Origin of the sequence: Pseudomonas sp. IC_126 (assembly GCF_004331835.1) — a bacterium.
Classification (GTDB): domain Bacteria; phylum Pseudomonadota; class Gammaproteobacteria; order Pseudomonadales; family Pseudomonadaceae; genus Stutzerimonas.
Genome location: NZ_SJSS01000001.1, coordinates 134,709 through 158,967 on the forward strand (window position 1 = coordinate 134,709; position 24,259 = coordinate 158,967).

Genomic DNA, 24,259 nt, shown 5'->3' on the forward strand with positions numbered 1-24,259 from the left:
GAGTGCGCCTGCCCTGGGGCTAGTTCTAGAGCCTTGCGCCCAGTTGATGAGCGTGCACATGTCTATCACTCAGTTCAGTTACAGCAGAATTCCCGCCGAGGCCGAGTCCCTTCGGGCGGAGGTGCGGGAGTTTCTAAAAAGCAATCTTGCCGACTATCCGGCGACAGCCAGAGCGCAGTCCTGGATGGGTTTCGATGCTGCCTTCAGTCGCAAGCTAGGCGCCCAGGGCTGGGTTGGCATGGCGTTGCCCGAGCAGTACGGCGGCGCCGCGGCAGGTCCGTTTGCGCGTTACGTGATCATCGAAGAGCTGCTCGCAGCCGGCGCGCCGGTTTCGGCGCATTGGATTGCTGACCGGCAGAGCGGACCGCTGATCAACCGATTCGGCACCGAGGCGCAGAGAGAGCGCTATTTGCCGCCGATTTGCCGTGGTGAGAGTTATTTCTGCATCGGCATGAGCGAACCGAACTCCGGCTCCGATCTTGCCTCGATCAAGACCTCAGCTGTGCGTAATGACGCCGGCTGGCTGCTCAATGGGCAGAAGGTCTGGACGACCAACGCGCAGCACTCGCACTACATGATCGCCTTGGTGCGCACCGGTGAAAAACAAGCGGCGCGTCACGAAGGCATGTCGCAGTTCATCGTCGATCTTAAGTTGCCGGGCATCACCATTCGGCCGATCCGCGATCTTGCTGGCGGCGAGCATTTCAATGAGGTGTTCTTCGACAATGTGCAACTCGATGCAGACGCGCTGATTGGAACCGAGGGCAAGGGCTGGGATCAGGTAACGGCCGAATTGGCTTTCGAGCGCAGCGGGCCGGAGCGTTTTCTCAGCTGTATAGAGCTGCTCAAGACGTTGATCGCCGGGATGGGCACCGCGCCGGACGCTTTGCAAAGCCGCGAAATTGGGCGACTGACCGCGAAGCTGCTGACGTTGCGCAACATGTCGCTGGCAGTGACCGCACAATTGGCTGCCGGCGAACATCCAGCCTGGGCTGCGTCATGCGTGAAAGATCTGGGTAACCAGTTCGAACAGGAAATACCCGAGATCGCCCAATTGCTGCTCGAGGCTGAGCCTCGCCAGAACGGCGGTAGCGAGCATGCGCAGGTTCTTGCCTACCTGACTCAAATGGCACCGTCTTTCTCACTGCGCGGAGGCACCCGCGAAATTCTGCGCGGGATCATCGCGCGCGGATTGGGGTTGCGATAATCATGCGAGAACTATTCGAATCGACGATCGAGCGCCTGCTCGCCGATCTGGCGACACCGGAATACGTACAAGGCTGCGAAGGTGGTGAGTGGCCTGCGCAGCTTTGGGCTGCGGTGGAAGAGTCCGGATTTGCGCTGGCTGCTGTTTCAGAATCCCTTGGCGGAGCACAAGCGGGATGGGGTGATGTGTATGTCTTGGCGCGCGCTGCTGGACGGTACGCCGCGCCTGTGCCGCTGGGCGAAGCGCTATTGGCTAACTGGTTGCTGGGTAAGGCCGGGCTTGAGCCGAGGACCGCGGCCATAAGTTTTTCAGCCAATGCGCAGCTGAGCCTGAATGGCGGGGTGGTACACGGCACCGTGCGAGACGTGCCGTGGGGCCGTCATGTCGAGTCGCTGGTCGCTATAGCCGACGTGGGTAGCGAGACGCCCAGCGTCGTGTTGCTGTCGGTAGCCAGCGCGGCCGGTCAGACACTGATCCTGAACGTCGCGGGCGAGCCTCGCGATTCCCTGCATTTCAACAAAGCCCAGGTACTGGCTTGCGCTCCGTTGCCTGACGAGCTGTCCGCCGATGTGCTGTTTTTGGGTGGCGCCATGCTGCGCTCGGCGCAGATCGCAGGTGCCTTGCATACGCTGCTGGACATGACATCGGGCTACGCCACTGAGCGCTCACAGTTCGGGCGGCCAATCGGCGCATTCCAGGCCGTTCAACAGCAGCTTGCGGTGTTCGCCGAACAGACGGCAGCCGCGAACGTCGCTGCCGAGGCAGCCTTTGCTGAGTCGGATGCCGCACTTGCGGGGGTGACCATTGCAGCTGCGAAGGTCAGCTGTGCCGAGGCGGCCAGCGCTGGCGCAGGCATTGCCCATTCGGTGCACGGTGCCATCGGCTTTACCCAGGAATATTCGCTGCATCTGTTTTCCCGCCGGCTGTGGGCGTGGCGCAGCGAGTTCGGCTCGGCCAGCGTCTGGAGCCAGCGCATCGGCCAGTTGGTCTGCTCATCAGGTGGTGGAGGCTATTGGCCGCTGATCACTGGCCATGCCAGCCAGTCGCTATCAACCCCTGCGGAGAAACCGCTATGAGTACATTCCTGCAAATCGAGCGTGATGGCGGCATCGTCACCGTTCGCATGAACCATCCCGAAACCCGCAATGCATTGACATCCCCCGAGCAGATCCAGGAGTTCGTCGATCTCTGTGCCCAGTTGCGCAGCGACCGCACCGCGCGGGTAATGGTGTTGACCGGTAATGGCAGTGCATTCTGCGCCGGTGGCAACGTGAAGGACATGCGCGACCGCGCGGGTATCTTCGCCGGTTCGCCGTATGAGCTGCGCAACACCTATCGTGACGGTATTCAAAGGATCCCGCTCGCGTTGTATGAGCTGGACATTCCCATAATCGCTGCGGTCAACGGCCCGGCGATCGGTGCGGGCCTCGATTTGGCTTGTATGTGCGACATCCGTCTGGCTGCGAGCTCGGCACTCTTTGCTGAAAGTTTCGTGCGCTTGGGCATCGTGCCGGGAGATGGCGGCGCCTGGTTGCTGCCGCGAATCATCGGAATCCCCAAGGCCAGCCTGATGGCGTTCACCGGCGACACCATCAATGCTGCGAAAGCATTGGAGTGGGGTTTGGTGGAGCAAGTCTGCACACATGAAACGCTGCAGGCGGAAGCGCAGGCGTTGGCTCAGCAAATCGCCGCCAATCCTGGGCATGCGCTACGGCTGTGCAAGCGCCTGTTGCGCGAAGGCCAACATATGCGACTCGACTCATTGCTGGAGCTGTCCGCGGCGTACCAGTCTTTGGCGCATCACACCGAAGATCATCAGGAAGCGGTGGCTGCCTTCGTCGAGAAGCGTAACCCTGACTACCTGGATCGCTGATCAGCGCCGTTTGCAGAAGCAACGAAGAATTTAGGAGTAGTAATGATGCGTGGCGTTTTCCGCGAAGATCACAATATGTTCCGCGAAATGGCCCGGCGTTTCGTCGATCGCGAAATCGTGCCGAACCTGCATGAGTGGGAAAAGAACGGCATTGTGCCCAAGGAGGTCTGGCTCAAGGCCGGCGAATTGGGGCTGCTCTGTTCGACCGTTCCTGAAGAGTACGGTGGCTCCGGTGGCGACTTCGGCCACTCCGCCGTCATGATCGAGGAGCTTGCGCGGGCCAATGCGACCGCCGTCGGGTTCACCACTCATTCGGAAATAGTCGCGCCTTATATCGTTGCTTATGGCAGTGAAGAGCAGAAACAGAAGTGGCTTCCCCGGATGGTCAGCGGTGAGCTGATTGGGGTCATCGCCATGAGCGAGCCGGGCATCGGCAGCGATCTGCGTTCGATGCGCACCTCGGCCCGGCATGATGGCGATGACTACATCGTTTCCGGACAAAAAACCTTCATTACCAACGGTAGCAATGCTGGGCTGATAGTCACGGCAACCAAGCTCGATCCAGCCGCTAAAGAGCTGACGCTGATCTGTATCGAAGAAGAGCGCGAGGGCTTTTCAAAAGGGCGGCGGCTGGAAAAGATCGGCCTTAAAGGCCAGGATACCGCTGAGCTGTTTTTCGATGAGGTGCGAGTCCCGGCCGCTAATCGCTTGGGCGAAGAAGGCATGGGTTTTAAGTACCTCACCCATCAGCTTGCCTGGGAGCGGCTGATTATTGCGATCCGCGCAGCGCAGTCAATTGAAACCTTGTTGCAGGAAACCATTGATTACACGCGCGAGCGCAAAGTATTCGGCAAGCCGGTGCTGGAGTTCCAAAACACTCGCTTCAAGCTGGCGGAGGCCAAGGCGCAGGCGACCATGCTGCGTGTATTCGTTGATGATTGCCTGGAAAAGGTCATGCGTGGCGAGCTTACACCCGACGTCGCAGCAATGGCGAAATTGCTGGGCTCCGAAATGCAGGGCAAATTGCTCGACGAGTTCCTTCAGCTTCATGGCGGCTATGGGTTCATGAGCGAATATAAGATTAGCCGTGCCTGGGTCGATGCCCGAGTGGCGCGTATATATGGCGGCACCTCGGAAATCATGAAAGAAATTATTGGCCGCGCTTTGTGACATTTCCAAAATGCCAGCCAGCGGGAGCTAGGAGAATGACACCCATGGGCTTCTATCGAGTCTTTCTTGCTTTGTGCCTGAGTGCGGTTTCGTTGCTGAGCGTTGCCCTGCCCGTCAGTCAGGCGGACGACTATAGCGCTGAGGCCGAACGCGCCAGTGCGCTGTTGGGCAAAGCCGTGACGGCTTACCAGGCGGAAGGCGACAAAGCGTTGGCCAAGTTCAGCCGACAAGGCGACTACATCGATGGTGAGCTCTACATCTATGTTGTCGATACTTCGGGGGTGATGCTCGCCAGTGGTGGCCCTTCAGCGACGCTGATTGGCAAGCAGGTTACCAATGTTCTGGACGAGGATCTGAAGGCTGCGTTCGAAGCCGCATTAAAAGCGCCTGAAGACGGTACGGTTCGCAGCGCGGATTACCGCTGGTGGAACTGGCAGCATGGCAAGGTCGAACGCAAGCAGGTGTTCTATCAGCGAGTTGGCGACCGCATCATCTCAGTCGGCTACTACATGCCTCGTTCCAGCAGTGAAGCGGCAGAAAAGTTGCTCGAGAAAGTCGCCAGCGAAGTAAAAGCCGATCCGAAGACGACTTTCGACCGAATCAACAGGCACGACAAGGCGCTGAGTCAGGATGACCTGTACGCATTCGTGGTTGATTTGAACACTCAGAAGTTTATTGCTCATGGCTTCATACGCCGCTTGGTAGGCACCGATTTCCAGGCGTTACGCTCTGCCGACGGCCAGCCGATAGGGAAGCAGATGCTGCGGGCTATGGCGCAGGGCGATACCGGGGAAGTCTCATATATATGGCGCAACCCTGTAACCGGCCAAACCGAGTATAAGAAGACCCTTTTAAGAAAGGTCGATGGTTATGCCGTCGCGGTCGGTTCGTATGAGAAATCAATGAAACTGGATTAATGGCCGACCGGCGTAGGACAGGGTGCTAAAGGAGGGTGTATCGATGACCGACCTAGTATTGCTTCATGGCGGGCAACACGGGTCTTGGTGCTGGAAGTTTTTGGTCGATGCGGTCAAGCAGCGCGAGGCCTTGTTCGAGCGGGTCATCTGCCTTGATATGCCTGGTTGCGGCACGAAGCGTGGGCGGGATGTAACGACGCTGACCCTGGGCGACATTGTCAAAGAACTCAACGATGAGTTGAGAGCTGCGAACGTTCGCGACGCGGTGCTGCTTGGCCACTCGATTGCAGGTGTTTTGCTGCCAATGATGGTCCTCGAAGATCAGTCGCTCTACTCGGGGCTTGTCTACCTCGCAACTGCGATACCGGCCGAAGGTCAATCGATCATACAACTGCTCGGTTCATCCTTGCATGGCCAGAATTCGGAAGAGGTTGGTTGGCCGCTGAATCCTCTTACTACCCCGCCAGCTGACATGCAGAAAGCAATGTTTGGTGCTGATATGAGCGAAGCGCAGCTTACCTGGTTGCTGGGTGAGGCAGCCGCTGACGTCACGCCTCCTGCAGTAGCCATCCAGCCAGCGGCCCGAAACGGCTACGCAAATAACGTACCTTCGGTTTACATCCTGACCTCCAGGGATGGCATTTTGCCGCCCGAATGGCAGCGCAGATTCGCTGAAAGATTAGGCTGTGAGGACCTCATCGAAATCGATACGCCACATGAACCGTTTGTAACTCACCCTGAATTGCTGGGCGCTACGCTGGCTGAATGGATGATGGGCCGATGATCTTGATTATGGCGCAGCACCGTTATTGCTGGCCCGCTTAGCCGCGATCAGCTCAAGCGGCGAGGATTAGTTATACGCTTATTCTAATAATGCCTAAAAAAGCTCCGAGCGGTAGTGGCGCTAGGGCCAGCTAAAGCCTATCTTGAGACTTGGACATTCACCCTCGCACAGAATAAAAGGGGCATGAGCCATGAAAATGTTGCGTCTTGCGATGTTTAGCACTTTCTGCTTTTTTGTCACTTCATCTCAGGTAGACCACCATGCGCATCCTACCGTTGAGGCGACGGCGGATGGCGGATGTTCGAATGGGCACCCATGCTCTTATGCGCTACCACCTGTATCCCTTTCAGGCCTATTTTTCTAGTATTCAGTATTCCCTGCGCTATGGCGCATCCATCTCTCTCCTAAGCCCATCGGTGTAATAGCCGATCGGGTTCGGCTTAGGATGGCCATTTATTCAGACAGACCGGAGCAGATTTCCGTTGCCCAATTGGTCTGCGGCATGGGGAGCGCTACAGCCGATTTGCTTGAACACGGCAAGCAAATATGTTCCTGGCGCCGGCAGTGGAGTGGTATGGCGTAGCGATGCTAAGCGCGCACAATCTTGCCTTTCTAGCTGTTGCGCCCTTCCCCTTTCACGCTAGCTTACGATGAGCCATGCATGAGGCGCCTCAGACAGCGCGACGGGCCGTGGCATCTATAACCACGAGCAGCCTCACTCCGATATGACACCGTTTCCCCCTTACGATAAGGGATAGGCAAACGGTTATGTTTATGACTAACAGCAACGACAAAAGGGGTGAGCTATTGGGTCAGGAGCGGCGGCGCCGCTGGAGCCCAGAGCAAAAGCTGGCGATGGTTCGCGAGAGCCTTGAGCCAGGAACCAGCGTTTCGGTGGTGGCCCGGCGCAACGGCGTCAATGCCAATCAACTATTTCACTGGCGCAAGCTTTACCAGGACGGAAGTTTGTCGGCGGTCAGCGCCGGTGAAGCCGTGGTGCCTGCGTCCGAATTGAGCGATGCGCTCAGGCAGATTCGTGAGCTACAGCGGATGCTGGGCAAGAAGACGATGGAAGCCGAAGTCCTCAAAGAGGCCGTGGAGATCGCCCGCTCGCGAAAATGGATTGCGCACTCACCCTTGTTGCCGGGGGACGGTCAGTGAAACTGGTCAGTGAATGTCTCGGTGTGGCGCGCTCGCAATTAACGGTTCGACTCAAACAATCGGTATCGCCCAAAGTACGGCGACGCAGGCCGATGAACGATACGGAGCTCGTCGCTGAAATCCAGCAACAAGTCAGCGAACTGCCCAGCTACGGTTACCGTCGTGTTTGGGGATTGCTGCGCCGCGCACGTGAAAAGCAGTCGCTGCCCGCGATCAACGTAAAACGGGTTTACCGAGTCATGCGTGATCACAACCTGCTGCTTGAACGGCGCATCAAACAGCCCGGCGTACCGCGCCGGCATGAAGGCCGTATCGCCGTTAACACCAGCGACACGCGCTGGTGCTCGGATGGCTTCGAATTCCGCTGCGACGACGGTGCGAAACTGAGCGTGACATTTGCCTTGGACTGCTGTGATCGCGAAGCCATCGGCTGGGTGGCCAGCCCGACCGGCTACAGCGGCGATGACATACGCGACTTGATGCTGGAAAGCGTGGAGAAGCGTTTTGGCGACCTACTGCCGACCACACCGGTGCAATGGCTAAGCGATAACGGTTCGGCCTACATCGCTGAACAGACGCGCCTGTTTGCTCGACAGATTGGCCTACAGCCAGTGACCACGCCGGTACGCAGCCCGCAGAGCAACGGCATGGCAGAGAGCTTCGTTAAGACAATCAAGCGCGACTACGTGGCGCACATGCCCAAGCCGGATCGAGAGACAGCCTTGCGCAACCTGACGATCGCCTTTGAGCATTACAACGAGCAGCATCCGCACAGCGCCTTGAAATACCGCTCGCCGACGGAATTCAGGCGCTTGGCCGCAGCATCAATTTAGCGGGGAGTTGGTGTCCGGTTTGGTAGGGGCAAGTTCAGAACAAACCTTCCAATCCTTACCAAGGAGGGTGGTGTCCAATTAGTTAAGCGGACACTTGATTTAGCACTTGCAAGCGGATCCTATGCGTCAATTGAAATTCAATACAAGGCCGTTCAAATATCGGTCGTCCGTAAATGTCTACTGCTTTGTAGCGTCCGAGAGAATTGGTCAAGGATGCTAAAGATGGCTAAAATTCCCGGCGATTGATTATGTGTCGCTAGAGCCGTCACCCTTCGAATAGCTCCATTCCCCCGTGCATATGAGACCCTAGCGGAGTGACGGTAAATGCGACGGTAAACCTATATCGATCCAAATTTAGTCTCTTTAACCATGCGGGTTTAGGCGATCTATTGATGATTGAGTGGGAATGATCGGCACTTGGCAAATACTAGCTGCCTAGTAGCGTGAAATAACACTAAGCCCGCGTAAGCGGGCTTTTTTATGCTTGGGCTCGGTGCTGATCGCTCTGTGAGCGTTATCCGGACTTGCCAGCGGCTACCCGGGAATGTGGAGTCGCGCGCCGGCCACGTGGAGAACGCTTGCTTGGCAACTGCCTCCAACGTCTCGCGGCTGAACCCAGCCTTTGATGTTGAAAACTACAACCGGCAATGGCAGGTCAATGTCATGAGGGCCGGTCGCCATCTCCCGTGCGGCGGCGCCCGAACTGACTGATGGTGGTCGAATCATCTTATCTTCATCGGCTCTCGGCTCGGGACCAATGTGGCCTTTTCGGGGGACCGCCGACTATGCCGGGACCAAGGCAGCGCTCGTTGGATACGCAAACGGGGCTGCACGGGATTTCGATCCTCGCAATATCTCGGTGAACGTCGTTCAGCCGAGCATCATGCCCACGGATATGGCTGCGCAAGTCGTCGGTGCCCCGACAATCCGGGACGCCATCCTGGACATGCACCCGATCCGGCGCATTGCCACGCTGGAAGAGGTCGCCTAGACCGTCTGCTTCCTCGCCGGCCCATCTGGGGGCTACATCACCGGTGAGACGATCAATGTCCCCGGTGGTGTGGCGATCTGAACAGCGGAATAAAACGAAAAGCCAATCGGGTAAAAATACTCCTGATCAAGTTTTATGGATTTTTCATCATCAATAGTTTCTGGTGGCGTGCAGAATACATCTCACCGGACAACACCAGCCGGCCACCCAACTGAACAGGAACTACCACCATGGCCATCGATAAAATCCTCTACACCGCCACTGCTACTGCCACAGGTGGCCGCGAAGGCCGCGCCACTTCCTCCGACAGCGTGCTCGACGTGCAACTGTCTACGCCGCGCGAGCTGGGCGGCGCAGGCGGCGCCGGAACCAACCCCGAGCAACTGTTCGCCGCCGGGTATTCGGCCTGCTTCCTCGGCGCGCTCAAGTTCGTCGCCGGCAAGCAGAAAGTCGCACTGCCCGCGAGCACCAACGTTACCGGCAAAGTCGGCATCGGCCAGATCCCCACTGGTTTCGGCATCGAAGCCGAACTGACCATCTCCGCACCCGGCATCGACCGCGAGGTGCTGCAAGCGCTAGTCGACCAGGCCCACATCGTCTGCCCGTACTCCAACGCGACGCGCGGAAACATCGACGTGACGCTGCTCATCGCCGACTGATTGCACAACCACTTCCATCCTTTCGATCGAACACTGGAGATATCGTCATGAACACCACCACCCGCACCTTTGCTGCCAGCATGCTCGCAATCACCTTGCAGGCCGGTGTCACCGCCAATGCCGCGCAGCCAGAAACACCGGCGCAGATCGCCGCCAGCGCCACCGTGGACGGCAACTACATCGTCACCGCCGACGGCGTGCGCCTGTACTACAAGGACTGGGGCCCGAAAGACGGCCCGGTCGTCACCTTCAGCCACGGCTGGCCGCTGAGCTCGGACAGCTGGGAATCGCAGATGATCTTCCTCGCCGACCAGGGCTACCGAGTGGTTGCTCACGACCGCCGCGGTCATGGCCGCTCCAGTCAGCCCTGGGACGGCAATGACATGGATCACTACGCCGACGACCTGGCGGCTGTGATCAACGCCCTCGACCTCAACGACATCACCGCAGTCGGCTTTTCCACGGGCGGCGGCGAAGTGGCGCGCTACATCGGCCGCCACGGTACCGGCAAGATCAAGAAGGCCGCGCTGATCAGTGCCGTACCGCCGCTGATGCTGCAAACTGCCGACAACCCGGGTGGCCTGCCGCTGGAAGTCTTCGACGGCATCCGCAAGGGCTCGCTGGAAAACCGCTCGCAGCTCTACCTCGACATCGCATCCGGCCCGTTCTACGGCTTCAATCGACCGGACGCCAAGGTTTCGCAAGGGCTGATCGACAGCTGGTGGGCACAGGGCATGCAGGCTGGCCACAAGAATACCTACGACTCCATCGCCGCGTTCTCGGCCACGGACTTCCGCGAGGATCTGAAGAAATTCGACGTACCGACGTTGGTGATCCATGGTGACGACGACCAGATCGTGCCGCTCGATATCTCCGGAAAGGCGTCCGCCGCGCAGATCGAAGGAGCGAAGCTGATCGTCTATCCTGGCGCTCCCCATGGTCTGACCGATACCCACAAGGATCGCTTCAACCAGGATCTGCTGAACTTTCTCAAAGATTGAATGAACGGCCTTACTGCGCCGACGGTGGATGAATATGGTTGATCGACTTGCAGCACTGATGACGCATTTTCCGGTGAGCGCGCAGGTGTTCAATGCGGGTGCACTGTGCGGCATCAACACGCTGCAAAGCGATGGCGTACATGGACAGTTGCACCTGGTGCGCAGCGGTGCGGTGGAAGTGTGGTACGGCAGGGAGCAGCTGCAGGTCGAACGACCGAGCCTGTTGCTGTTCCCGCGGCCGCTGACGCATCGCTTCGTCACCGACCCCGAGCGCGGTGCGGACATGGTTTGCGCCAACCTGTCATTCGATAGCGGCGCAGGCAATCCCATCGCATCAGCACTGCCGGATGTCGTCTGCCTGCCGCTGGCAGCCATTGACGGCGCCGAACCGGTGCTGGGGTTACTGTTCGAAGAGGCCTTCCAGCAGCGCTGCGGGCGCGTCGCGTTGATCGAGCGTCTGTTCGAGGTGGTGATGATTCAGGTGTTGCGCCAGCTGATGGAAAGCGGCGAAGTGCACGGAGGGCTGCTGTCCGGGTTGTCGCATCCGCGCTTGCGCAACGCGCTGGTGGCGATGCACGAAGCGCCGGCACAGGAGTGGACGCTGGACGAGCTGGCGAATGTCGCCGGCATGTCGCGCAGCGTGTTCGCCACGGCGTTCCGCGAGACGGTCGGCACTACACCTGGGCAGTATCTGCAAGGTTGGCGCGTGCGATTGGCCCAGAAGGCCTTGCGGCGCGGACGTTCCTTGAAGGTGATCGCGATCGAAGTTGGCTATGGCAGCGAAGCCGCGCTCTCCCGCGCGTTCAAGGCGCAATCGGGGCAATCCCCTCGGCAGTGGAAAGCCAGTCATCCGCAGTGACCAAGGCCTGGAGGTACCAGCATCGGACGTGCCTCGCGTGCCTTTATCTGGCCTGCTTCGTCAGCGGGCCGTAATAACAAAGGAAGACTTCAATGCCAATGCATGTAGTGACGCCAACCATCTACTCAACCGCGCTCTCCCGAATGGCAGGGCTGGAGGTAATGCTCAAGATTGAAAGTGTGCAGCCAAGTGGCTCCTTCAAACTACGGGGTGTCGGGCACGCCTGCGAAACCCTGCTGCGCAGCGGCGCTACGCACTTTATTTCCTCTTCCGGCGGTAATGCAGGTTACGCAGTCGCCTATGCGGGGCGACAGCTTGGGGTAGGGGTCACGGTGGTGGTCCCCGAAACCACCACGCTGAAAGCCAAGGAGCTGATCCAAAGCGAGGGCGCCAGGGTTATCGTTCACGGCAGCTCCTGGCAGGAGGCCAACGCCCATGCCCAGTCACTCCTTGATACGGGCGCGGTGTTCATCCATCCGTTCGATCATCCACTTTTGTGGGAAGGGCATGCCTCGATGATCGATGAGCTCACGAAGCAGTGCGCCAAACCCGACGTGATCATTTGCTCTGTCGGGGGCGGTGGACTGCTGGCCGGAGTCGGCGAAGGGTTGCTACGAGCGGGCTGGGGTGACGTCGGCATCCTGGCAGTCGAGACCGAGGGTGCAGCCTCGTATGCGGCTGCGCTGAAGCATGGCTACCCGGTTGAGATTCCAGCCATTCACAGTCGTGCAACTTCCCTGGGCGCGAGAATGGTGTGTAAGCGCTCCGTTGAGCTGGCCAGTGAACTATCCATCAAGAGCCTGGTTTTATCGGATAGCGAAGCGTTTCAGGGCAGCGCAGACCTGCTGGACGCACATCGCCTGCTGACGGAGCCGGCCTGTGGCGTGTCGATCGCCAGCTTGTCCAGGGTGAAGGACTGCTTTCCGCAGGCGCGCCGCGTCGTGGTGATTGTGTGTGGAGGTATCGGTACAAGCGCAGAGCAGTTGCGAGATAAGTTGCAAGTGAATCGCGAGGCCAGCGCTGGCTGAGCCCACCGCAGGCCGGAGTTCTTCGTTTTGCAGCTGGTCCATTCACGGGCTGAGTGAGTGTCTGCTCGCGCTGCGCTGGGCGAAGTGAGCTTCGGGTACGCGGCCTATCGCCTGCCAGCGAACCTCAGCGACGCTTCGATTCCGCAGCTCTGGTGATGCGCAACGCATCGACAACCAGGGAAAAAGCCGGCGATGGTTGCCTACGGCTTGGGTAGTAGAGGTAGTAGCCGTCGAACGGTTCGCACCAGTCTTCCAGTACCCGTATGAGCCGGCCCTCTTCGAGGTGTGGGATGAACTCCTCCTCGGGCAGAAAGGCGATGCCCAGCCCCGCCAAGGCGGCATCCACCATAATGGGTGAAGTGTTGAAAACCAGTTGGCCGTCCACGCGCACATTCAGTTGTTGGCCGCGCCGCTCGAATTCCCAAACATACAGGCCGCCCGAAGACTGCCTGCGCATGTTGATGCAATTGTGATTCACCAGATCACGCGGGCTCTTGGGCCTGGGATGAGTGGCGAAATAAGCCGGTGAAGCCACGGCAGCCATACGCAGCTTGGGTCCGATGGGGACGGCGATCATGTCCTTGTCGATGGCCTCACCCAGGCGCACGCCGGCATCGAAACGATCCGCCGCGATGTCACGGAAGCCATAGCTCACATCGAACTCCACCTTGATATCCGGATAGTCGAGCAGCAGTGGCGTGAGCTTGGGTAGCAGCGTGGTGCGCAGGACGTGATCGCCACAGGTGATGCGCACCGTGCCGGCGGGCTTGTCGCGCAGTTCCGTCAGGTCATCCAATTCCGCCTCGATCTCATCGAAACGATGACCGATGGCCTGCAGCAGGCGCTCGCCCGCCACCGTCGGTGAGACGCTGCGTGTGGTGCGGGTGAGCAGCCGTATCTCCAGTCGGGTTTCAAGACCGCTGATGGCCTGGCTCAGCGCTGACTGGGTGACGCCGAGCACCGCGGCGGCACGGGTGAAACTGCCTTCACGGGCCACGGTCACGAATGACAGCAGATCATTGAGGTTTCGTTTCATCATGGCGGCAGTACTCGCGGGGCATTGATTAGTGGCGCTTATATGCTCATTAAGAATCCATTAGATAGTAAGGGTGACTCATTTAGGTAAGAATTTGACACCTGAATCCCTCCAAACCTTCTGCACCTGACGCGTTCCCATGCGCAGCAGGACAGCAAGAGAACTTCATGCCTTCCAATACATCCGACGCTCCTGCTGGCAACACGCAGCATCAGGGCGACTCAGAAAACCATCCGGCTTCTTGGGGTGGCGTATTCGCCATGACCTTGTGCGTGTTCGCGCTGATCGCCTCGGAGTTCATGCCCGTCAGCCTGCTGACACCCATCGCCAGCGAGCTACGTATCACCGAGGGCATGGCCGGGCAGGGCATCGCGATTTCCGGTGCCTTCGCCGTGGTGACCAGCCTGTTCATTTCCGTGCTGGCCGGCAGCATGAACCGCAAGGCGTTGCTGCTGGTGCTGACTGGGGTGATGGGGCTATCCGGTGCGATCATCGGGCTGGCACCGAACTATTTCACCTATATGGTGGGCCGTGCGTTGATCGGCATCGTCGTCGGCGGGTTCTGGTCGATGTCGGCAGCCACCGCCATGCGGTTGGTGCCAGCCAGTGAGGTACCTCGTGCACTGGCCATATTCAACAGCGGTAACGCGCTGGCGATGGTCCTAGCCGCGCCGCTGGGTGCCTACCTGGGGTCGATCATCGGCTGGCGTGGCGCTTTTTTCTGCCTGGTGCCGGTGGCGCTGATTGCCCTGGTCTGGCAGTGGTTCAGCCTGCCCTCCATGCCGGTCGAGGCGCGCCCAGCCGGTTCGACCCATGCTTTCAGCGCGCTTGCTCTGCTGCGCAGGCGGGTCGTGGTCATCGGCATGTTGGCGGTCGGCTGCTTCTTTATGGGGCAGTTCACCCTGTTCACCTATGTGAGACCGTTTCTGGAAACAGTGACGCAAGTGGACGTGGGTACGCTGTCGTTGATTCTGCTGGTGATGGGCATCGCGGGCTTTATCGGTACCACTCTCATCAGTGCGGTGCTCAGGCGCGGGTTCTACCAGACGTTAATCGGCATACCGCTGTTGATGGCCGCCATTGCTATAGCCTTGGCCGTCTTTGGCAACTGGACAGCTGCCGCCGTGGCGCTGTTGGGGTTCTGGGGGCTGATCGCCACGGCAGCTCCGGTGGGTTGGTGGGCTTGGGTCCCCATGACCTTTCCCAAGGACGCCGAAGCCGGCGGTGGCCTCATGGTTGCGGTGATTCAACTGTCCATCGCGCTGGGTTCGACCGTGGGCGGCCTGCTGTTCGACATGAGCGGCTACCAGAGCACCTTCGTGGCGAGCGCCGTGCTGCTGTTGATCGCAGCGTTCCTGACGTTGCTGATTTCGCGTTCGTGAGCGGTGAGTAGGATGCGGCGATCACTCATAAACAAAGATGCAGGCCTGGGTTCAGTTTTGCACGTGAGGCTTGGCCATGAGAGTGCGTCAGCTGGGAGCATTGCGTGCATAACGATGAGTCTGCGTTCGGCGGAGTAGGGAATGTGCTTATGCAACAGCTACCCACCGTGATCGTATTGGCCGCCGGGCGAGGCGAGCGTTTTGTGCAATCCGGCGGGACGACGCACAAGCTCGATGCGCCGCTGGGGGGCGTGCCGGTGTTGCAGCGGGTGCTGTGTACCGTTGCATTGTCGGGTCTGCCCTGGCATCTGGTGCGACCTGAAGAGGGCGAAGCCTCAGAGGTTGCGGGAATGGGCGACTCCATCGCGCGCGGGGTTCGGGCGACAGCCGATGCCGCTGGCTGGCTTATCCTGCCTGGCGACCTGCCGTTGCTTGATGTGAACAGCCTGCTGCAGGTGGCTCGGGAACTGGCGACGCATGCTGTGGTATTGCCGCTGTATCAGCAGCAACAGGGGCATCCGGTCGGGTTCGACCAAGAATGCTTTGCTGCGTTGAGCACGCTCTGTGGCGATAGGGGCGCCGCTGCCGTGGTACGTGCGCATCGGCAGGCCGGAACGGCGCAGATACTGCACCTGGATGATCCGGGCATCGTCACCGATATCGACACACTGGACGATCTGGCGTGGGCCGAAAAACTGCTCGCCACAGGCAATCATTGATGGGAAATCTGTATGGAAAGTATTGATGTCCAAGTGCTGCGCACCGCACGCGACTGGTGCGCCGCCGGGCAGCGGCTGATGCTTGTGACGGTGGTCCGAACCTGGGGCTCGTCGCCGCGCCCGGTGGGCTCGATGATGGCGATGCGAGAGGATGGTCGCTGCGTAGGCTCGGTTTCCGGCGGCTGTATCGAGGACGATCTGATTCACCGCTATACGCGCGCTTTCGGTGAGGGCGAAATTCCATGGAGCACACCCAGGCTGGAGCGCTACGGCGTCACGGCGGACGAGGCGCATCGCTTCGGATTGCCCTGTGGCGGTACGCTGGAATTGTTGCTGGAAAGTGATCCCGATCTGGCCAGGCTCGATGCGCTGGTACGGCAGCTGGAGGCTGGAACCCTCGTCCAACGCAAGGTCGATTGTGCGACCGGCGCGGTGACGTTGACACCGGTGACGGCGCCCGAGGCGCTGCATTTCGATGGCACTAGCCTGATCTGCACCCTGGGGCCGCAATACCGCATGCTGCTGATCGGTGCCGGCGCGCTGGCCGAATACCTGGCCACGATGGCGTTGTTCAATGATTTCGCGGTGACGGTTTGCGATCCGCGTGAGGAATACCTGGGCAGTTGGTCCGTGCCAGGAGTACAGCTCGACAGGCAAATGCCCGACGATGCGGTGCGGGCGCTGCAGCCGGATACGCGTACCTGCATCGTGGCACTGAGTCACGACCCCAAACTCGACGACCTGGCCCTGCTGGCGGCGCTGCACAGCCCGGCCTTCTATGTCGGGGCCATTGGCTCGCGGCGCAATACCGACAGCCGCAGGCAGCGCTTCATCGAGCACTTCGGCGAGACCGAGCAATCCCTGGCGCATCTGCATGCACCCGTCGGCATCTACATCGGCAGCAAGACGCCCGCCGAGATCGCGGTGAGCGTGATGGCCGAGGTACTGGCGGTGAAGAATGGCGTCGAGCTGCCACGGACCCTCTCCGTGGCCAATGCAAAATTGCGGATTGATGCCCAGTTAGAGACATAAAGGTGCATGGCGGCAGCCGGCCTTGATTCGACTTTCATTTTGTAGGGACAAACCATGAGCTTCACTCTCACGATCAACGGAAAGCAGCATAGTGCCGACGTCGACAGCGATACGCCCTTGTTGTGGGTGCTGCGTGACGTGCTGGGCCTGACAGGGACCAAATATGGCTGCGGCGCGGCGCTGTGCGGGGCTTGTACCGTGCATGTGGACGGCGCGGCCATTCGCTCCTGCGTCACGCCGGTCGAAGACGCTGTTGGCAAAACCATCACGACGATCGAGGGCGTGACCGCATCGGAGGAGGGGCAGGCGCTCCAGCAAGCCTGGCTGGACGTGGACGTGGTGCAGTGTGGCTATTGCCAGCCTGGGCAGATCATGTCGGCAGCGGCGTTACTGGCGCAGACCCCTTCGCCAACTGATGAGCAGATTCGCAACGGCATGGCCGGCAATATCTGTCGCTGTGGAACCTACGAGCGGATCCATACGGCGGTCAAGCAGGCGTCACACCTCGTTCAAGCCAATGCAAAGGAGGCGTGAGATGCGCACGGACACTTCTCTTTCCGGTCCGGCGGGCCTGTCGCGGCGTACTTTTCTCAAGGCGGCGGGGGTGGGCGGCGCGTTGCTGCTGAGCGTCGAAGTGCCGTTGGCGGTTGCCAAGGCTCTGGAGACAATCAGCCCGGCCAACGCCACCTTCAACGCCTTTGTGCGCATCGACACCGATAACAGCGTGACCCTAGTAATGCCCCGTGTCGAGATGGGCCAGGGCACCTACACATCACTGTCCATGCTGATTGCCGAAGAACTGGAAGTCGACCCAGCCAATGTGCACCTAGAGCATGCGGCGGCTGACGATCTGCTCTACGCCCCCGCTCCAGGCGGGCAGCAGATCACCGGCGGCTCCGATTCGGTACGCACGGCCTGGTTGCCGATGCGTGAGGCCGGCTCCGCCGCCCGCATGATGCTGGTGGCCGCTGCGGCAAACGCCTGGGGCGTGCCGGTGGAGGCCTGCATTGCCCGAGACGGCAGCGTCGTGCATGAACCCACCGGTAGGCAATTGCGTTACGGCGCGCTGGCCGCAGAAGCAGCCAAGTTGCCGGTGCCCGAGCAGATAGCCCTTAAAGACCCAAAACAGTTCCGCCTGATCGGCAGCGACCTGAAGCGGCTGGACGGCCCGGCAAAGGTCGATGGCAGTGCGCAATTCGGGATAGACGTCAAACTGCCGGGCCTGCGCGTGGTCGCGGTGGCTGCCAGCCCATTCTTCGGCGGACGGGTGAAAAGCCTGGAACAGGACAGGGCGCTGGCCGTGCGCGGCGTGCGCCAAGTAGTACGGCTCGATGATGTGGTGGCCATCGTGGCCGATCACATGGCCGCTGCCCAAAAAGGCTTGGCCGCGGCCCAGGTGCAGTGGGAAGAGGGGCCAGCCGGTGGTTATTCGACCCAGACCATGCTGGACGAGCTGGCGGCGGCATCGCGGCAGGAGGGGGTGACGGCTCGCCAGGAGGGCGATGTGGCGCAGGTACGTGCTGCCGCCGAGGCCAAGGGGCACCGCACCTTCGAGGCGGTCTACCAGCAGCCATTGCTGGCTCATGCCACGATGGAGCCGATGAACTGCACCGTGCATTTAGGCCCTGAAAGCTGCGAAATCTGGCTGGGCACCCAGGTGCCGACGCGCGCGCAGGCGGCGGCTGCGCAAGTGGCGGGCCTGCCCGTGGAGAAGGTGCAAGTACATAACCAGTATCTGGGTGGTGGTTTCGGGCGGCGGCTTGAGGTCGACTACGTGATCCAGGCGGTGCGTATCGCCCGTGAAGTCGACGGCCCGATCAAGGTGATCTGGAGCCGCGAGGAAGATATGCAGCACAGCGCCTATCGGCCCTACCACTACAATCGCCTGAGCGCCACGCTCGACGAGCAGGGGCGTCCGCTGGCCTGGCATCACCGCGTTACCGGCTCATCGATCATGGCCCGCTTCGCGCCTGGTGCCTTTACCGATGGCATTGATGTCGACGCCATCCGTGATGCGGCAGGCCCTTATGAATTTCGCAACCTGCTGGTTCAGTTCGTACGCCAAGAGCCACCCGAGGGGCTGCTGACCAGTTGGTGGCGCGGCGTGGGGCATATGCAGAACGCCATTCCGGTGGAGTGCTTTATCGACGAGCTGGCGCAGGCGGCGGGTGAGGATGCGATTGCCTACCGCAAGCCGTTGCTCCAGGCTCATCCCCGTGCGTTGCGGGTGCTGGAGGCGGTGGCTGAAAAGGCCGGCTGGGACAGCCCTCTGCCGGATGGGCGTGGACGCGGCATAGCGCTGACCTTCGCGTTCCAGACTTATGCCGCGCAGGTCGTGGAAGTCAGTCTCGATTCCGACGGCAAGGTGCGCACCGAGCGCGTGGTCACGGTGGTCGACTGCGGTCGAGTGGTATCGCCAGCGACCGTGGAAGCACAGGTGCAGGGTGGAACCCTGTTCGGCCTGTCTGCAGCGCTGTTCGGCAACATCACGATCAAGGGCGGGCGCATCGAGCAATCCAACTTCCATGATTACCGCGTGCTGCGCATGAACGAAACCCCGGTGATGGAGACGCATATCCTGCCCAGTACCGAAGCGCCAACCGGTATCGGCGAGATTTCCACGGTGCTCATCACCCCTGCGTTGCTCAATGCCGTTCACGACGCTACAGGCCAGCGCGTCCGCAAGCTGCCTCTCTCCTCAAGCGGTATCGGATTGGCATAAAAGGCTGTTCCTCCGCATTGAGATCGCCGCAGATTGAGCCTCGAGGAGCCGGTACGGCAAGGGTGACGGACGACCAGGGTATTACTGAACGCTAATGCTCCCTTTCATCCCCGCTTCGAGGTGGCCGGCAATCAGGCAGGCGAAGTCCAGCGTAGCGGGCTGGCCGAAATGCCACAGCAGGTCGCCCTGCTGACCGGCTTCTAGCGCGACGGCGTTGGGTTCGTCGTGGGGCATGTCCGGCATGGTGCGCATCTGTTCGGCATGCGCCTGCAGTTCGGCGAGCGTGCCGATGACCATCTCATGCGGCAGCTGACCATTGTTTTTTACCCGAAAGCGCACAGTCTCGCCGGCCTCGACCGCCAGGTGCGCGGGCTCGAAACGCATCCGGTCATCCATGCTGACATCTACCGTACGGCTGATGCGTGCCGGATCGCCGGCATGCCCGGTCGATGTGTGTTCGGGCCGGTCAGGTGTCGAGTGATCGTGGCCGTGAGCATGGTTGCCGTCGGCCTGGGATAGGGCAGGCAGGCTGCCGAGCAGGAGAGAAAACAGCAGTCCACTCAAAGATCGGTAACGCATGAAAACGCCTCGTAGGAATGTTGGTCGATCAAGCGCGACAGCATAGCGCCCCGGGGCTCGCAATGAATCCCCAAGCGCTGGACGGGACATCATGTCGCGCCGCAAGCGACGGCCGTATGGAAACTCGGCTCGCGGATTCGGCTAGCAAGTGAGAAAATCTCTCATCTTTTTTGCAGACGTGGCAACTCATGTCCTTCACCCGCAGACAAATCCTTGCCGGCTTGGCCGGTCTCGGCGTCGTCGGCCTCGGTGCCGGTGGTGCCCGCTATTGGCTGGGGCGACCTGCCGAGGTCACCACGCACGATTACGAACTGATCGCCGCGCCGCTGGATGTCGAACTGGTACCTGGCCATACCACGCCCGCCTGGGCTTATGGCGGGCAGGCGCCGGGCTTTGAGTTGCGCGCGCGACAGGGTGATTGGCTGCGAGTGCGCTTCATCAATCAGTTGCCGGAGCCGACTACCATCCATTGGCACGGCATCCGTCTGCCTTTGAACATGGATGGGGTTCCCTATGTGTCGCAGTTGCCCGTTCTGCCGGGCGAGTCGTTCGATTATCTGTTTCAGGTGCATGATGCAGGCAGCTTTTGGTACCACCCGCACACCACCAGCGCCGAGCAGCTGGGACGCGGGCTGGTTGGGCCGCTGATCGTCGAGGAGCGCGAACCGAGTGGTTTTCGCCATGAGCGCACCTTGAGCCTGAAGAGCTGGCATGTGGACAAGCAGGGCGCCTTCACTGATTTCAGCGTACCGCGCGAAGCCGCCCGCGGCGGCACACCGGGCGTACTCTCGAGCGTCAATGGCGAGCATGCGCCGACGCTTGAACTACCCGCCGGGCAGGTGGTGCGCTTGCGCATTCTCAACCTCGATAACACCCTGACCTATCGACTGAATCTCTCCGGTGGCGAGGCACGTATCTATGCGCTCGATGGCAATCCGATCAAGCCGCGTCCGTTCGGCAAGGATTATTGGCTGGGGCCGGGCATGCGCGTCGACCTGGCGTTGAAGGTGCCGCCTGCAGGAGAGCAGCTTTCGCTGCGCAACGGGCCTCTGCGGCTGGCGACTCTCGCATCGATCAACACTGGCGAGATCGAAGGAGAGTGGCCCGCTCCGCTTCCGCCCAACCCGATTGCCGAGCCGGACCTGCAGCAGGCCGAAACTCTGCGCTTCAATTTCGAGTGGGCCGGTACGCTATCCAGCGATGCAGGACAGGGCGATGCGTTCACCTTCTGGCAGGTCAACGGCCAGGCCTGGGATATCAATGACAAGACATGTGCGGATCGGCCCATTGCGAGCCTGAAACGCAACGGCCATTACATCCTCGAATTACGCAATCTCAGCCAATATCAGCACCCGATCCATCTGCACGGCATGACCTTCAAGGTCATCTCATCCAATCGTAAGAAGATCGAACCCTGGTTCACCGACACCTACCTGTTGGGCAAGAACGAAACCGCCCGCGTCGCGCTGGTGGCCGATAATCCGGGCGTCTGGATGTTCCACTGCCATGTGATTGACCATATGGAGACGGGGCTGATGGCGGCAATCGAGGTGGTATAGACGTAGCTTGGCGTGTGAAGCCTAGCAGGCTGTAGACTTTAGCCAGCTCTCAGCTCTTAATCCGAATCATGAAAAAAACACAAATCATTGACCGCTCACGCGACGAGCATTTCATGCGCGAGGCGCTTGCGCTGGCAGCACAGGGCGCTGCTCTGGGCGAGGTGCCGGTAGGCGCGGTGCTGGTGCAAGACGGGCAGGTCATCGGGCGGGGTTTCAACTGTCCGATATCCCGGCACGATCCCAGTGCTCATGCCGAGATGGTGGCGATCCGCGACGCGGCGTTACAGGTACAGAACTATCGTCTGCCAGGCAGTACGCTGTACGTGACGCTGGAGCCCTGCAGCATGTGCGCCGGACTGATCGTGCACTCGCGCATTCAGCGCGTAGTGTACGGCGCTACGGAGCCCAAGGCTGGCGTCGCGATCAGCCGCGGCCAGTTCTTTTCTCAGGATTTTCTCAACCATCGGGTGCTGGTCGAGGGTGGCGTGATGGCAGAGCAATGCAGTGAAGCGCTGAGCGAGTTCTTCCGGATGCGCCGGCTCAAGGCGCGTGGCGGTGACGCCGTGACGTCGCTGGACGGCTAAACGGCACGGTCAAATGCCGCTGCTATATCGACGCACGCCCGCTTCCGGCAGCTTTTCATGAGCCGCGACGCTGCCCTGCGCGGGAAACACCACCAGATGATCGGCAGCGATGCCGATACCGACTTCCTGGCCGGTCGGGTAGTCGGCGTGGCTGGGAAAGATGCCTTCGAGCTGGTTGCCGGTGGGTAATTGCAGACGGTACAGGGTGGAGGCGCCGAGAAAGGTCTTGCCGACGATAAGTGCCTTGAGCGTACTCTGCGGTGAATAAACGATGTCATCCGGGCGCAGCAGGACATCCACCGAGCTGCCGGCAGGCATGGTGTAGGCGCGATTGCCGCGTATGACGCCGAGTTCGGTCTGGACCGTTTCCGGGTCGACCAGCTGGCCGCGAATAAAGTAGCCCTGGCCGATGAAGCTCGCAACGAAGGGCGTCAGCGGCTCGTGATAAAGGTTGTACGGTGTGTCCCACTGTTCCAAGCGCCCATCCTTGAATACCCCGACCTGATCGCTGACGGCGAACGCTTCTTCCTGGTCATGCGTGACGAGTATGGCGCTGGTGCCCCGTGCCTTGAGGATTTCCCGTACCTCATGACTCAGGCGGCGCCGAAGGTCGCCGTCGAGGTTGGAAAAGGGTTCGTCGAGTAGTAACAGCTCCGGCTCGGGTGCGAGTGCGCGGGCCAAGGCGACGCGCTGCTGCTGGCCACCGGACAGTTCGTGCGGGTAGCGCTTGCCGAGCGGTGCTAGATGCACCAGATCGAGCATTTCGCGAACGATACGTGTGTGGTGTGGATGCTTGCGGATGCCGAACGCGATGTTCTCGGCAACGGTCAGGTGCGGGAACAGAGCGTAATCCTGGAACACCATGCCGATCCGGCGTTTTTCCGGCGCGAGCGTGAAGCCTTGTCGCGAAATGACGGCGTCGCCCAGTTGGATCTCGCCTTCGTTGACATGTTCGAAACCGGCGATAGCCCGTAGCGTGGTGGTTTTGCCGCAGCCGGATGGCCCTAGCAGGCAGCCGATGTCACCGCGATTGAGGTGCAGGTTGAGGTTCTGCACGACGCTCTGGCCGCCATAGCCGCAGTCCAAATTGCGAAGGTGCAGAAGCGGTTGAGAACTCATGCGTGGTGATAGGCCGGCTCGACAAGAAATTCAAGCAGCGCCTTCTGGGCGTGCAAGCGATTCTCGGCCTGGCTCCAAGCTACCGAGCGAGGGTCGTCGAGCAGGTCGTGGCTGATTTCTTCGCCACGATGGGCGGGCAGGCAGTGCATGAACAGTACGTCGTCGGCGGCGACGTCGAGCAAGGCACGGTTGACCTGATAGGGGCGGAAGGTGGCGATACGGGCGGCCACTTCGTCTTCCTGTCCCATCGAAGCCCAGACATCGGTACTGATCAGATGAGCGCCTGCGGCGGCCTCACGTGGATCGCGGACCAGCTGGACGCGATCACCGGCCCGTGTCAGCAGCTCGGCTTCAGGCTCGTAGCCTTCCGGGCAGGCGATACGCAGTTGGAAATCGAACTGGATGGCCGCTTCCATATAAGAGTTGCACATATTATTGCCGTCGCCGATCCAGGCTACCGTCTTGCCGGCGATGCTGCCGCGCTGTTCGTGGAAGGTCTGCATATCGGCCAGTAACTGGCAGGGATGCAGATCGTCGGACAGCCCGTTGATGACCGGTACCGTTGAGTGAGCGGCGAATTCGGTGAGCGTGGCATGGGCGAAGGTGCGAATCATCACAGCATCGAGCATGCTGGACATGACGATGGCCGAATCGCTGACCGGTTCGCCGCGACCCAGCTGCGTATCGCGCGGTGAAAGAAAGATCGCCTGGCCGCCGAGTTGAATCATGCCGGCCTCGAAGGACAATCGGGTCCGTGTCGAGGCCTTCTCGAAGATCATCCCCAAGACGCGGTTTTTCAGCGGCTCGAACAGAATGCCGCGCTGGCGCAGATCCTTCAGCTCGATGCCGCGACGGACCAGGCCGAGTAGCTCCTGGGGCGTGCAGTCCATCAGTGAGAGAAAGTGTCTTGCGCTCATATCAACTACCTTTATTGCCGCAGTCGAGGCCGGAGAGTTTTCTACGGAAAAGAGAAGGCCTACGACAGGGGTCGCACGGGAAGCGACGAAACGGGAAAGGCGCGATCTTATCCAGAAAGCCTTCGCG

General features: G+C 60.4%; 23 protein-coding genes. 19 read left to right on the forward strand and 4 right to left on the reverse strand.

The features are described 5' to 3' along the window. The first annotated feature begins 58 nt into the window (after nt 1–58). The 12 genes from E0D86_RS00585 to E0D86_RS00640 all read left to right on the forward strand — a co-directional run bounded on the left by E0D86_RS00585 (nt 59) and on the right by E0D86_RS00640 (nt 12,483). Nucleotides 59–1,207, forward strand: a complete 1,149-nt coding sequence (locus E0D86_RS00585) for an acyl-CoA dehydrogenase family protein (RefSeq protein WP_031310961.1) — start codon at nt 59–61, stop codon at nt 1,205–1,207. Nucleotides 1,208–1,209: 2 nt separating this feature from the next. Beyond that, nucleotides 1,210–2,283: an acyl-CoA dehydrogenase family protein gene (locus E0D86_RS00590; RefSeq protein ID WP_131648043.1), complete on the forward strand. Its 1,074-nt coding sequence runs from the start codon at nt 1,210–1,212 to the stop codon at nt 2,281–2,283. Further along, nucleotides 2,280–3,080, forward strand: a complete 801-nt coding sequence (locus tag E0D86_RS00595; protein ID WP_102832451.1) for a crotonase/enoyl-CoA hydratase family protein — start codon at nt 2,280–2,282, stop codon at nt 3,078–3,080. Before E0D86_RS00590 ends, E0D86_RS00595 begins: the two co-directional genes overlap by 4 nt. 45 nt (nt 3,081–3,125) lie before the next feature. Beyond that, complete coding sequence (locus E0D86_RS00600) at nt 3,126–4,250, forward strand: acyl-CoA dehydrogenase family protein (RefSeq protein ID WP_102832537.1); 1,125 nt, start codon at nt 3,126–3,128, stop codon at nt 4,248–4,250. A gap of 44 nt (nt 4,251–4,294) precedes the next feature. Beyond that, nucleotides 4,295–5,167 (forward strand): cache domain-containing protein, encoded by an 873-nt coding sequence (locus E0D86_RS00605; RefSeq protein ID WP_165914204.1) that lies wholly within the window; start codon nt 4,295–4,297, stop codon nt 5,165–5,167. A gap of 43 nt (nt 5,168–5,210) precedes the next feature. Continuing rightward, nucleotides 5,211–5,951, forward strand: a complete 741-nt coding sequence (locus E0D86_RS00610) for an alpha/beta fold hydrolase (protein ID WP_131648044.1) — start codon at nt 5,211–5,213, stop codon at nt 5,949–5,951. 774 nt (nt 5,952–6,725) lie between these two features. Then, nucleotides 6,726–7,945, forward strand: a protein-coding gene (locus E0D86_RS00615) for an IS3 family transposase (protein ID WP_371924022.1) whose coding sequence is annotated in 2 segments (ribosomal slippage) — nt 6,726–7,071 and nt 7,071–7,945 — 1,221 coding nt in all. Because the reading frame shifts where the segments join, the coding sequence is not laid out codon by codon here. Nucleotides 7,946–8,669: 724 nt separating this feature from the next. Beyond that, the gene (locus E0D86_RS21790; RefSeq protein WP_371924036.1) at nt 8,670–8,936 is read left to right on the forward strand and encodes an SDR family oxidoreductase; all 267 of its coding nucleotides are present in this window, start codon (nt 8,670–8,672) and stop codon (nt 8,934–8,936) included. A gap of 230 nt (nt 8,937–9,166) precedes the next feature. Next, nucleotides 9,167–9,595 carry an organic hydroperoxide resistance protein gene (locus tag E0D86_RS00625; RefSeq protein WP_131648045.1) on the forward strand — a complete coding sequence of 143 codons (429 nt, stop codon included), beginning with the start codon at nt 9,167–9,169 and terminating at the stop codon, nt 9,593–9,595. 47 nt (nt 9,596–9,642) lie between these two features. Beyond that, entirely contained in the window at nt 9,643–10,596 is a 954-nt protein-coding gene (locus E0D86_RS00630) for an alpha/beta fold hydrolase (RefSeq protein ID WP_131648046.1), read from the forward strand. Nucleotides 10,597–10,630: 34 nt separating this feature from the next. Further along, nucleotides 10,631–11,455 (forward strand): AraC family transcriptional regulator, encoded by an 825-nt coding sequence (locus E0D86_RS00635; protein ID WP_131648047.1) that lies wholly within the window; start codon nt 10,631–10,633, stop codon nt 11,453–11,455. Between the two features lie 92 nt (nt 11,456–11,547). After that, entirely contained in the window at nt 11,548–12,483 is a 936-nt protein-coding gene (locus tag E0D86_RS00640; RefSeq protein WP_131648048.1) for a pyridoxal-phosphate dependent enzyme, read from the forward strand. Nucleotides 12,484–12,607: 124 nt separating this feature from the next. Here E0D86_RS00640 and E0D86_RS00645 read toward each other — a convergent pair whose 3' ends face one another. After that, nucleotides 12,608–13,522, reverse strand: coding sequence for a LysR family transcriptional regulator (locus E0D86_RS00645; RefSeq protein WP_131648049.1), 915 nt, complete (start codon nt 13,520–13,522; stop codon nt 12,608–12,610). Between the two features lie 164 nt (nt 13,523–13,686). Between E0D86_RS00645 and E0D86_RS00650 the strand changes: the two genes are divergently transcribed. The 5 genes from E0D86_RS00650 (at nt 13,687) to E0D86_RS00670 (ending at nt 19,374) form a co-directional block, all read left to right on the forward strand. Then, nucleotides 13,687–14,901, forward strand: coding sequence for an MFS transporter (locus tag E0D86_RS00650; RefSeq protein ID WP_177493015.1), 1,215 nt, complete (start codon nt 13,687–13,689; stop codon nt 14,899–14,901). Between the two features lie 149 nt (nt 14,902–15,050). Then, on the forward strand, nt 15,051–15,620 hold the full coding sequence (locus E0D86_RS00655; RefSeq protein WP_131648050.1) for an NTP transferase domain-containing protein: 570 nt from the start codon (nt 15,051–15,053) through the stop codon (nt 15,618–15,620). A 12-nt stretch (nt 15,621–15,632) separates the two neighbouring features. After that, the gene (locus E0D86_RS00660) at nt 15,633–16,652 is read left to right on the forward strand and encodes an XdhC family protein (RefSeq protein WP_131648051.1); all 1,020 of its coding nucleotides are present in this window, start codon (nt 15,633–15,635) and stop codon (nt 16,650–16,652) included. Between the two features lie 54 nt (nt 16,653–16,706). Further along, nucleotides 16,707–17,186 carry a (2Fe-2S)-binding protein gene (locus E0D86_RS00665; protein WP_131648053.1) on the forward strand — a complete coding sequence of 160 codons (480 nt, stop codon included), beginning with the start codon at nt 16,707–16,709 and terminating at the stop codon, nt 17,184–17,186. A gap of 1 nt (nt 17,187) precedes the next feature. Further along, on the forward strand, nt 17,188–19,374 hold the full coding sequence (locus tag E0D86_RS00670; protein WP_131648055.1) for a xanthine dehydrogenase family protein molybdopterin-binding subunit: 2,187 nt from the start codon (nt 17,188–17,190) through the stop codon (nt 19,372–19,374). An 81-nt stretch (nt 19,375–19,455) separates the two neighbouring features. On the opposite strand, the gene E0D86_RS00675 is transcribed toward E0D86_RS00670, so the two are convergent. Beyond that, complete coding sequence (locus tag E0D86_RS00675) at nt 19,456–19,953, reverse strand: plastocyanin/azurin family copper-binding protein (RefSeq protein WP_131648057.1); 498 nt, start codon at nt 19,951–19,953, stop codon at nt 19,456–19,458. A 188-nt stretch (nt 19,954–20,141) separates the two neighbouring features. Between E0D86_RS00675 and E0D86_RS00680 the strand changes: the two genes are divergently transcribed. Together E0D86_RS00680 and tadA are read left to right on the forward strand one after the other, a co-directional pair. Continuing rightward, the gene (locus E0D86_RS00680; protein ID WP_131648059.1) at nt 20,142–21,512 is read left to right on the forward strand and encodes a multicopper oxidase family protein; all 1,371 of its coding nucleotides are present in this window, start codon (nt 20,142–20,144) and stop codon (nt 21,510–21,512) included. A gap of 68 nt (nt 21,513–21,580) precedes the next feature. Next, a complete protein-coding gene (gene tadA, locus E0D86_RS00685) occupies nt 21,581–22,096 on the forward strand; it encodes a tRNA adenosine(34) deaminase TadA (protein WP_131648061.1) in 516 nt (171 codons plus the stop codon). Nucleotides 22,097–22,105: 9 nt separating this feature from the next. On the opposite strand, the gene E0D86_RS00690 is transcribed toward tadA, so the two are convergent. Next, entirely contained in the window at nt 22,106–23,215 is a 1,110-nt protein-coding gene (locus E0D86_RS00690) for an ABC transporter ATP-binding protein (RefSeq protein WP_131648062.1), read from the reverse strand. Then, complete coding sequence (gene argF, locus E0D86_RS00695) at nt 23,212–24,132, reverse strand: ornithine carbamoyltransferase (RefSeq protein ID WP_131648063.1); 921 nt, start codon at nt 24,130–24,132, stop codon at nt 23,212–23,214. The genes E0D86_RS00690 and argF overlap by 4 nt, the downstream gene beginning before the upstream one ends. Nucleotides 24,133–24,259 lie beyond the last annotated feature (127 nt).

Excerpts from the sequence above, each read along its gene's own strand:
- E0D86_RS00590 (WP_131648043.1), top strand. The coding sequence starts at position 1,210 with ATGCGAGAACTATTCGAATCGACGATCGAGCGCCTGCTCGCCGATCTG.
- E0D86_RS00595 (WP_102832451.1), top strand. The coding sequence starts at position 2,280 with ATGAGTACATTCCTGCAAATCGAGCGTGATGGCGGCATCGTCACCGTT.
- E0D86_RS00640 (WP_131648048.1), top strand. The coding sequence starts at position 11,548 with ATGCCAATGCATGTAGTGACGCCAACCATCTACTCAACCGCGCTCTCC.
- E0D86_RS00665 (WP_131648053.1), top strand. The coding sequence starts at position 16,707 with ATGAGCTTCACTCTCACGATCAACGGAAAGCAGCATAGTGCCGACGTC.
- tadA (WP_131648061.1), top strand. The coding sequence starts at position 21,581 with ATGAAAAAAACACAAATCATTGACCGCTCACGCGACGAGCATTTCATG.
- E0D86_RS00660 (WP_131648051.1), top strand. The coding sequence starts at position 15,633 with ATGGAAAGTATTGATGTCCAAGTGCTGCGCACCGCACGCGACTGGTGC.
- E0D86_RS00625 (WP_131648045.1), top strand. The coding sequence starts at position 9,167 with ATGGCCATCGATAAAATCCTCTACACCGCCACTGCTACTGCCACAGGT.
- E0D86_RS00605 (WP_165914204.1), top strand. The coding sequence starts at position 4,295 with ATGGGCTTCTATCGAGTCTTTCTTGCTTTGTGCCTGAGTGCGGTTTCG.
- E0D86_RS00680 (WP_131648059.1), top strand. The coding sequence starts at position 20,142 with ATGTCCTTCACCCGCAGACAAATCCTTGCCGGCTTGGCCGGTCTCGGC.
- E0D86_RS00630 (WP_131648046.1), top strand. The coding sequence starts at position 9,643 with ATGAACACCACCACCCGCACCTTTGCTGCCAGCATGCTCGCAATCACC.
- E0D86_RS00670 (WP_131648055.1), top strand. The coding sequence starts at position 17,188 with ATGCGCACGGACACTTCTCTTTCCGGTCCGGCGGGCCTGTCGCGGCGT.
- E0D86_RS00650 (WP_177493015.1), top strand. The coding sequence starts at position 13,687 with ATGCCTTCCAATACATCCGACGCTCCTGCTGGCAACACGCAGCATCAG.
- E0D86_RS00655 (WP_131648050.1), top strand. The coding sequence starts at position 15,051 with ATGCAACAGCTACCCACCGTGATCGTATTGGCCGCCGGGCGAGGCGAG.
- E0D86_RS00675 (WP_131648057.1), bottom strand. The coding sequence starts at position 19,953 with ATGCGTTACCGATCTTTGAGTGGACTGCTGTTTTCTCTCCTGCTCGGC.
- E0D86_RS00585 (WP_031310961.1), top strand. The coding sequence starts at position 59 with ATGTCTATCACTCAGTTCAGTTACAGCAGAATTCCCGCCGAGGCCGAG.
- E0D86_RS00690 (WP_131648062.1), bottom strand. The coding sequence starts at position 23,215 with ATGAGTTCTCAACCGCTTCTGCACCTTCGCAATTTGGACTGCGGCTAT.
- E0D86_RS00645 (WP_131648049.1), bottom strand. The coding sequence starts at position 13,522 with ATGATGAAACGAAACCTCAATGATCTGCTGTCATTCGTGACCGTGGCC.
- argF (WP_131648063.1), bottom strand. The coding sequence starts at position 24,132 with ATGAGCGCAAGACACTTTCTCTCACTGATGGACTGCACGCCCCAGGAG.
- E0D86_RS00610 (WP_131648044.1), top strand. The coding sequence starts at position 5,211 with ATGACCGACCTAGTATTGCTTCATGGCGGGCAACACGGGTCTTGGTGC.
- E0D86_RS00635 (WP_131648047.1), top strand. The coding sequence starts at position 10,631 with ATGGTTGATCGACTTGCAGCACTGATGACGCATTTTCCGGTGAGCGCG.
- E0D86_RS00600 (WP_102832537.1), top strand. The coding sequence starts at position 3,126 with ATGCGTGGCGTTTTCCGCGAAGATCACAATATGTTCCGCGAAATGGCC.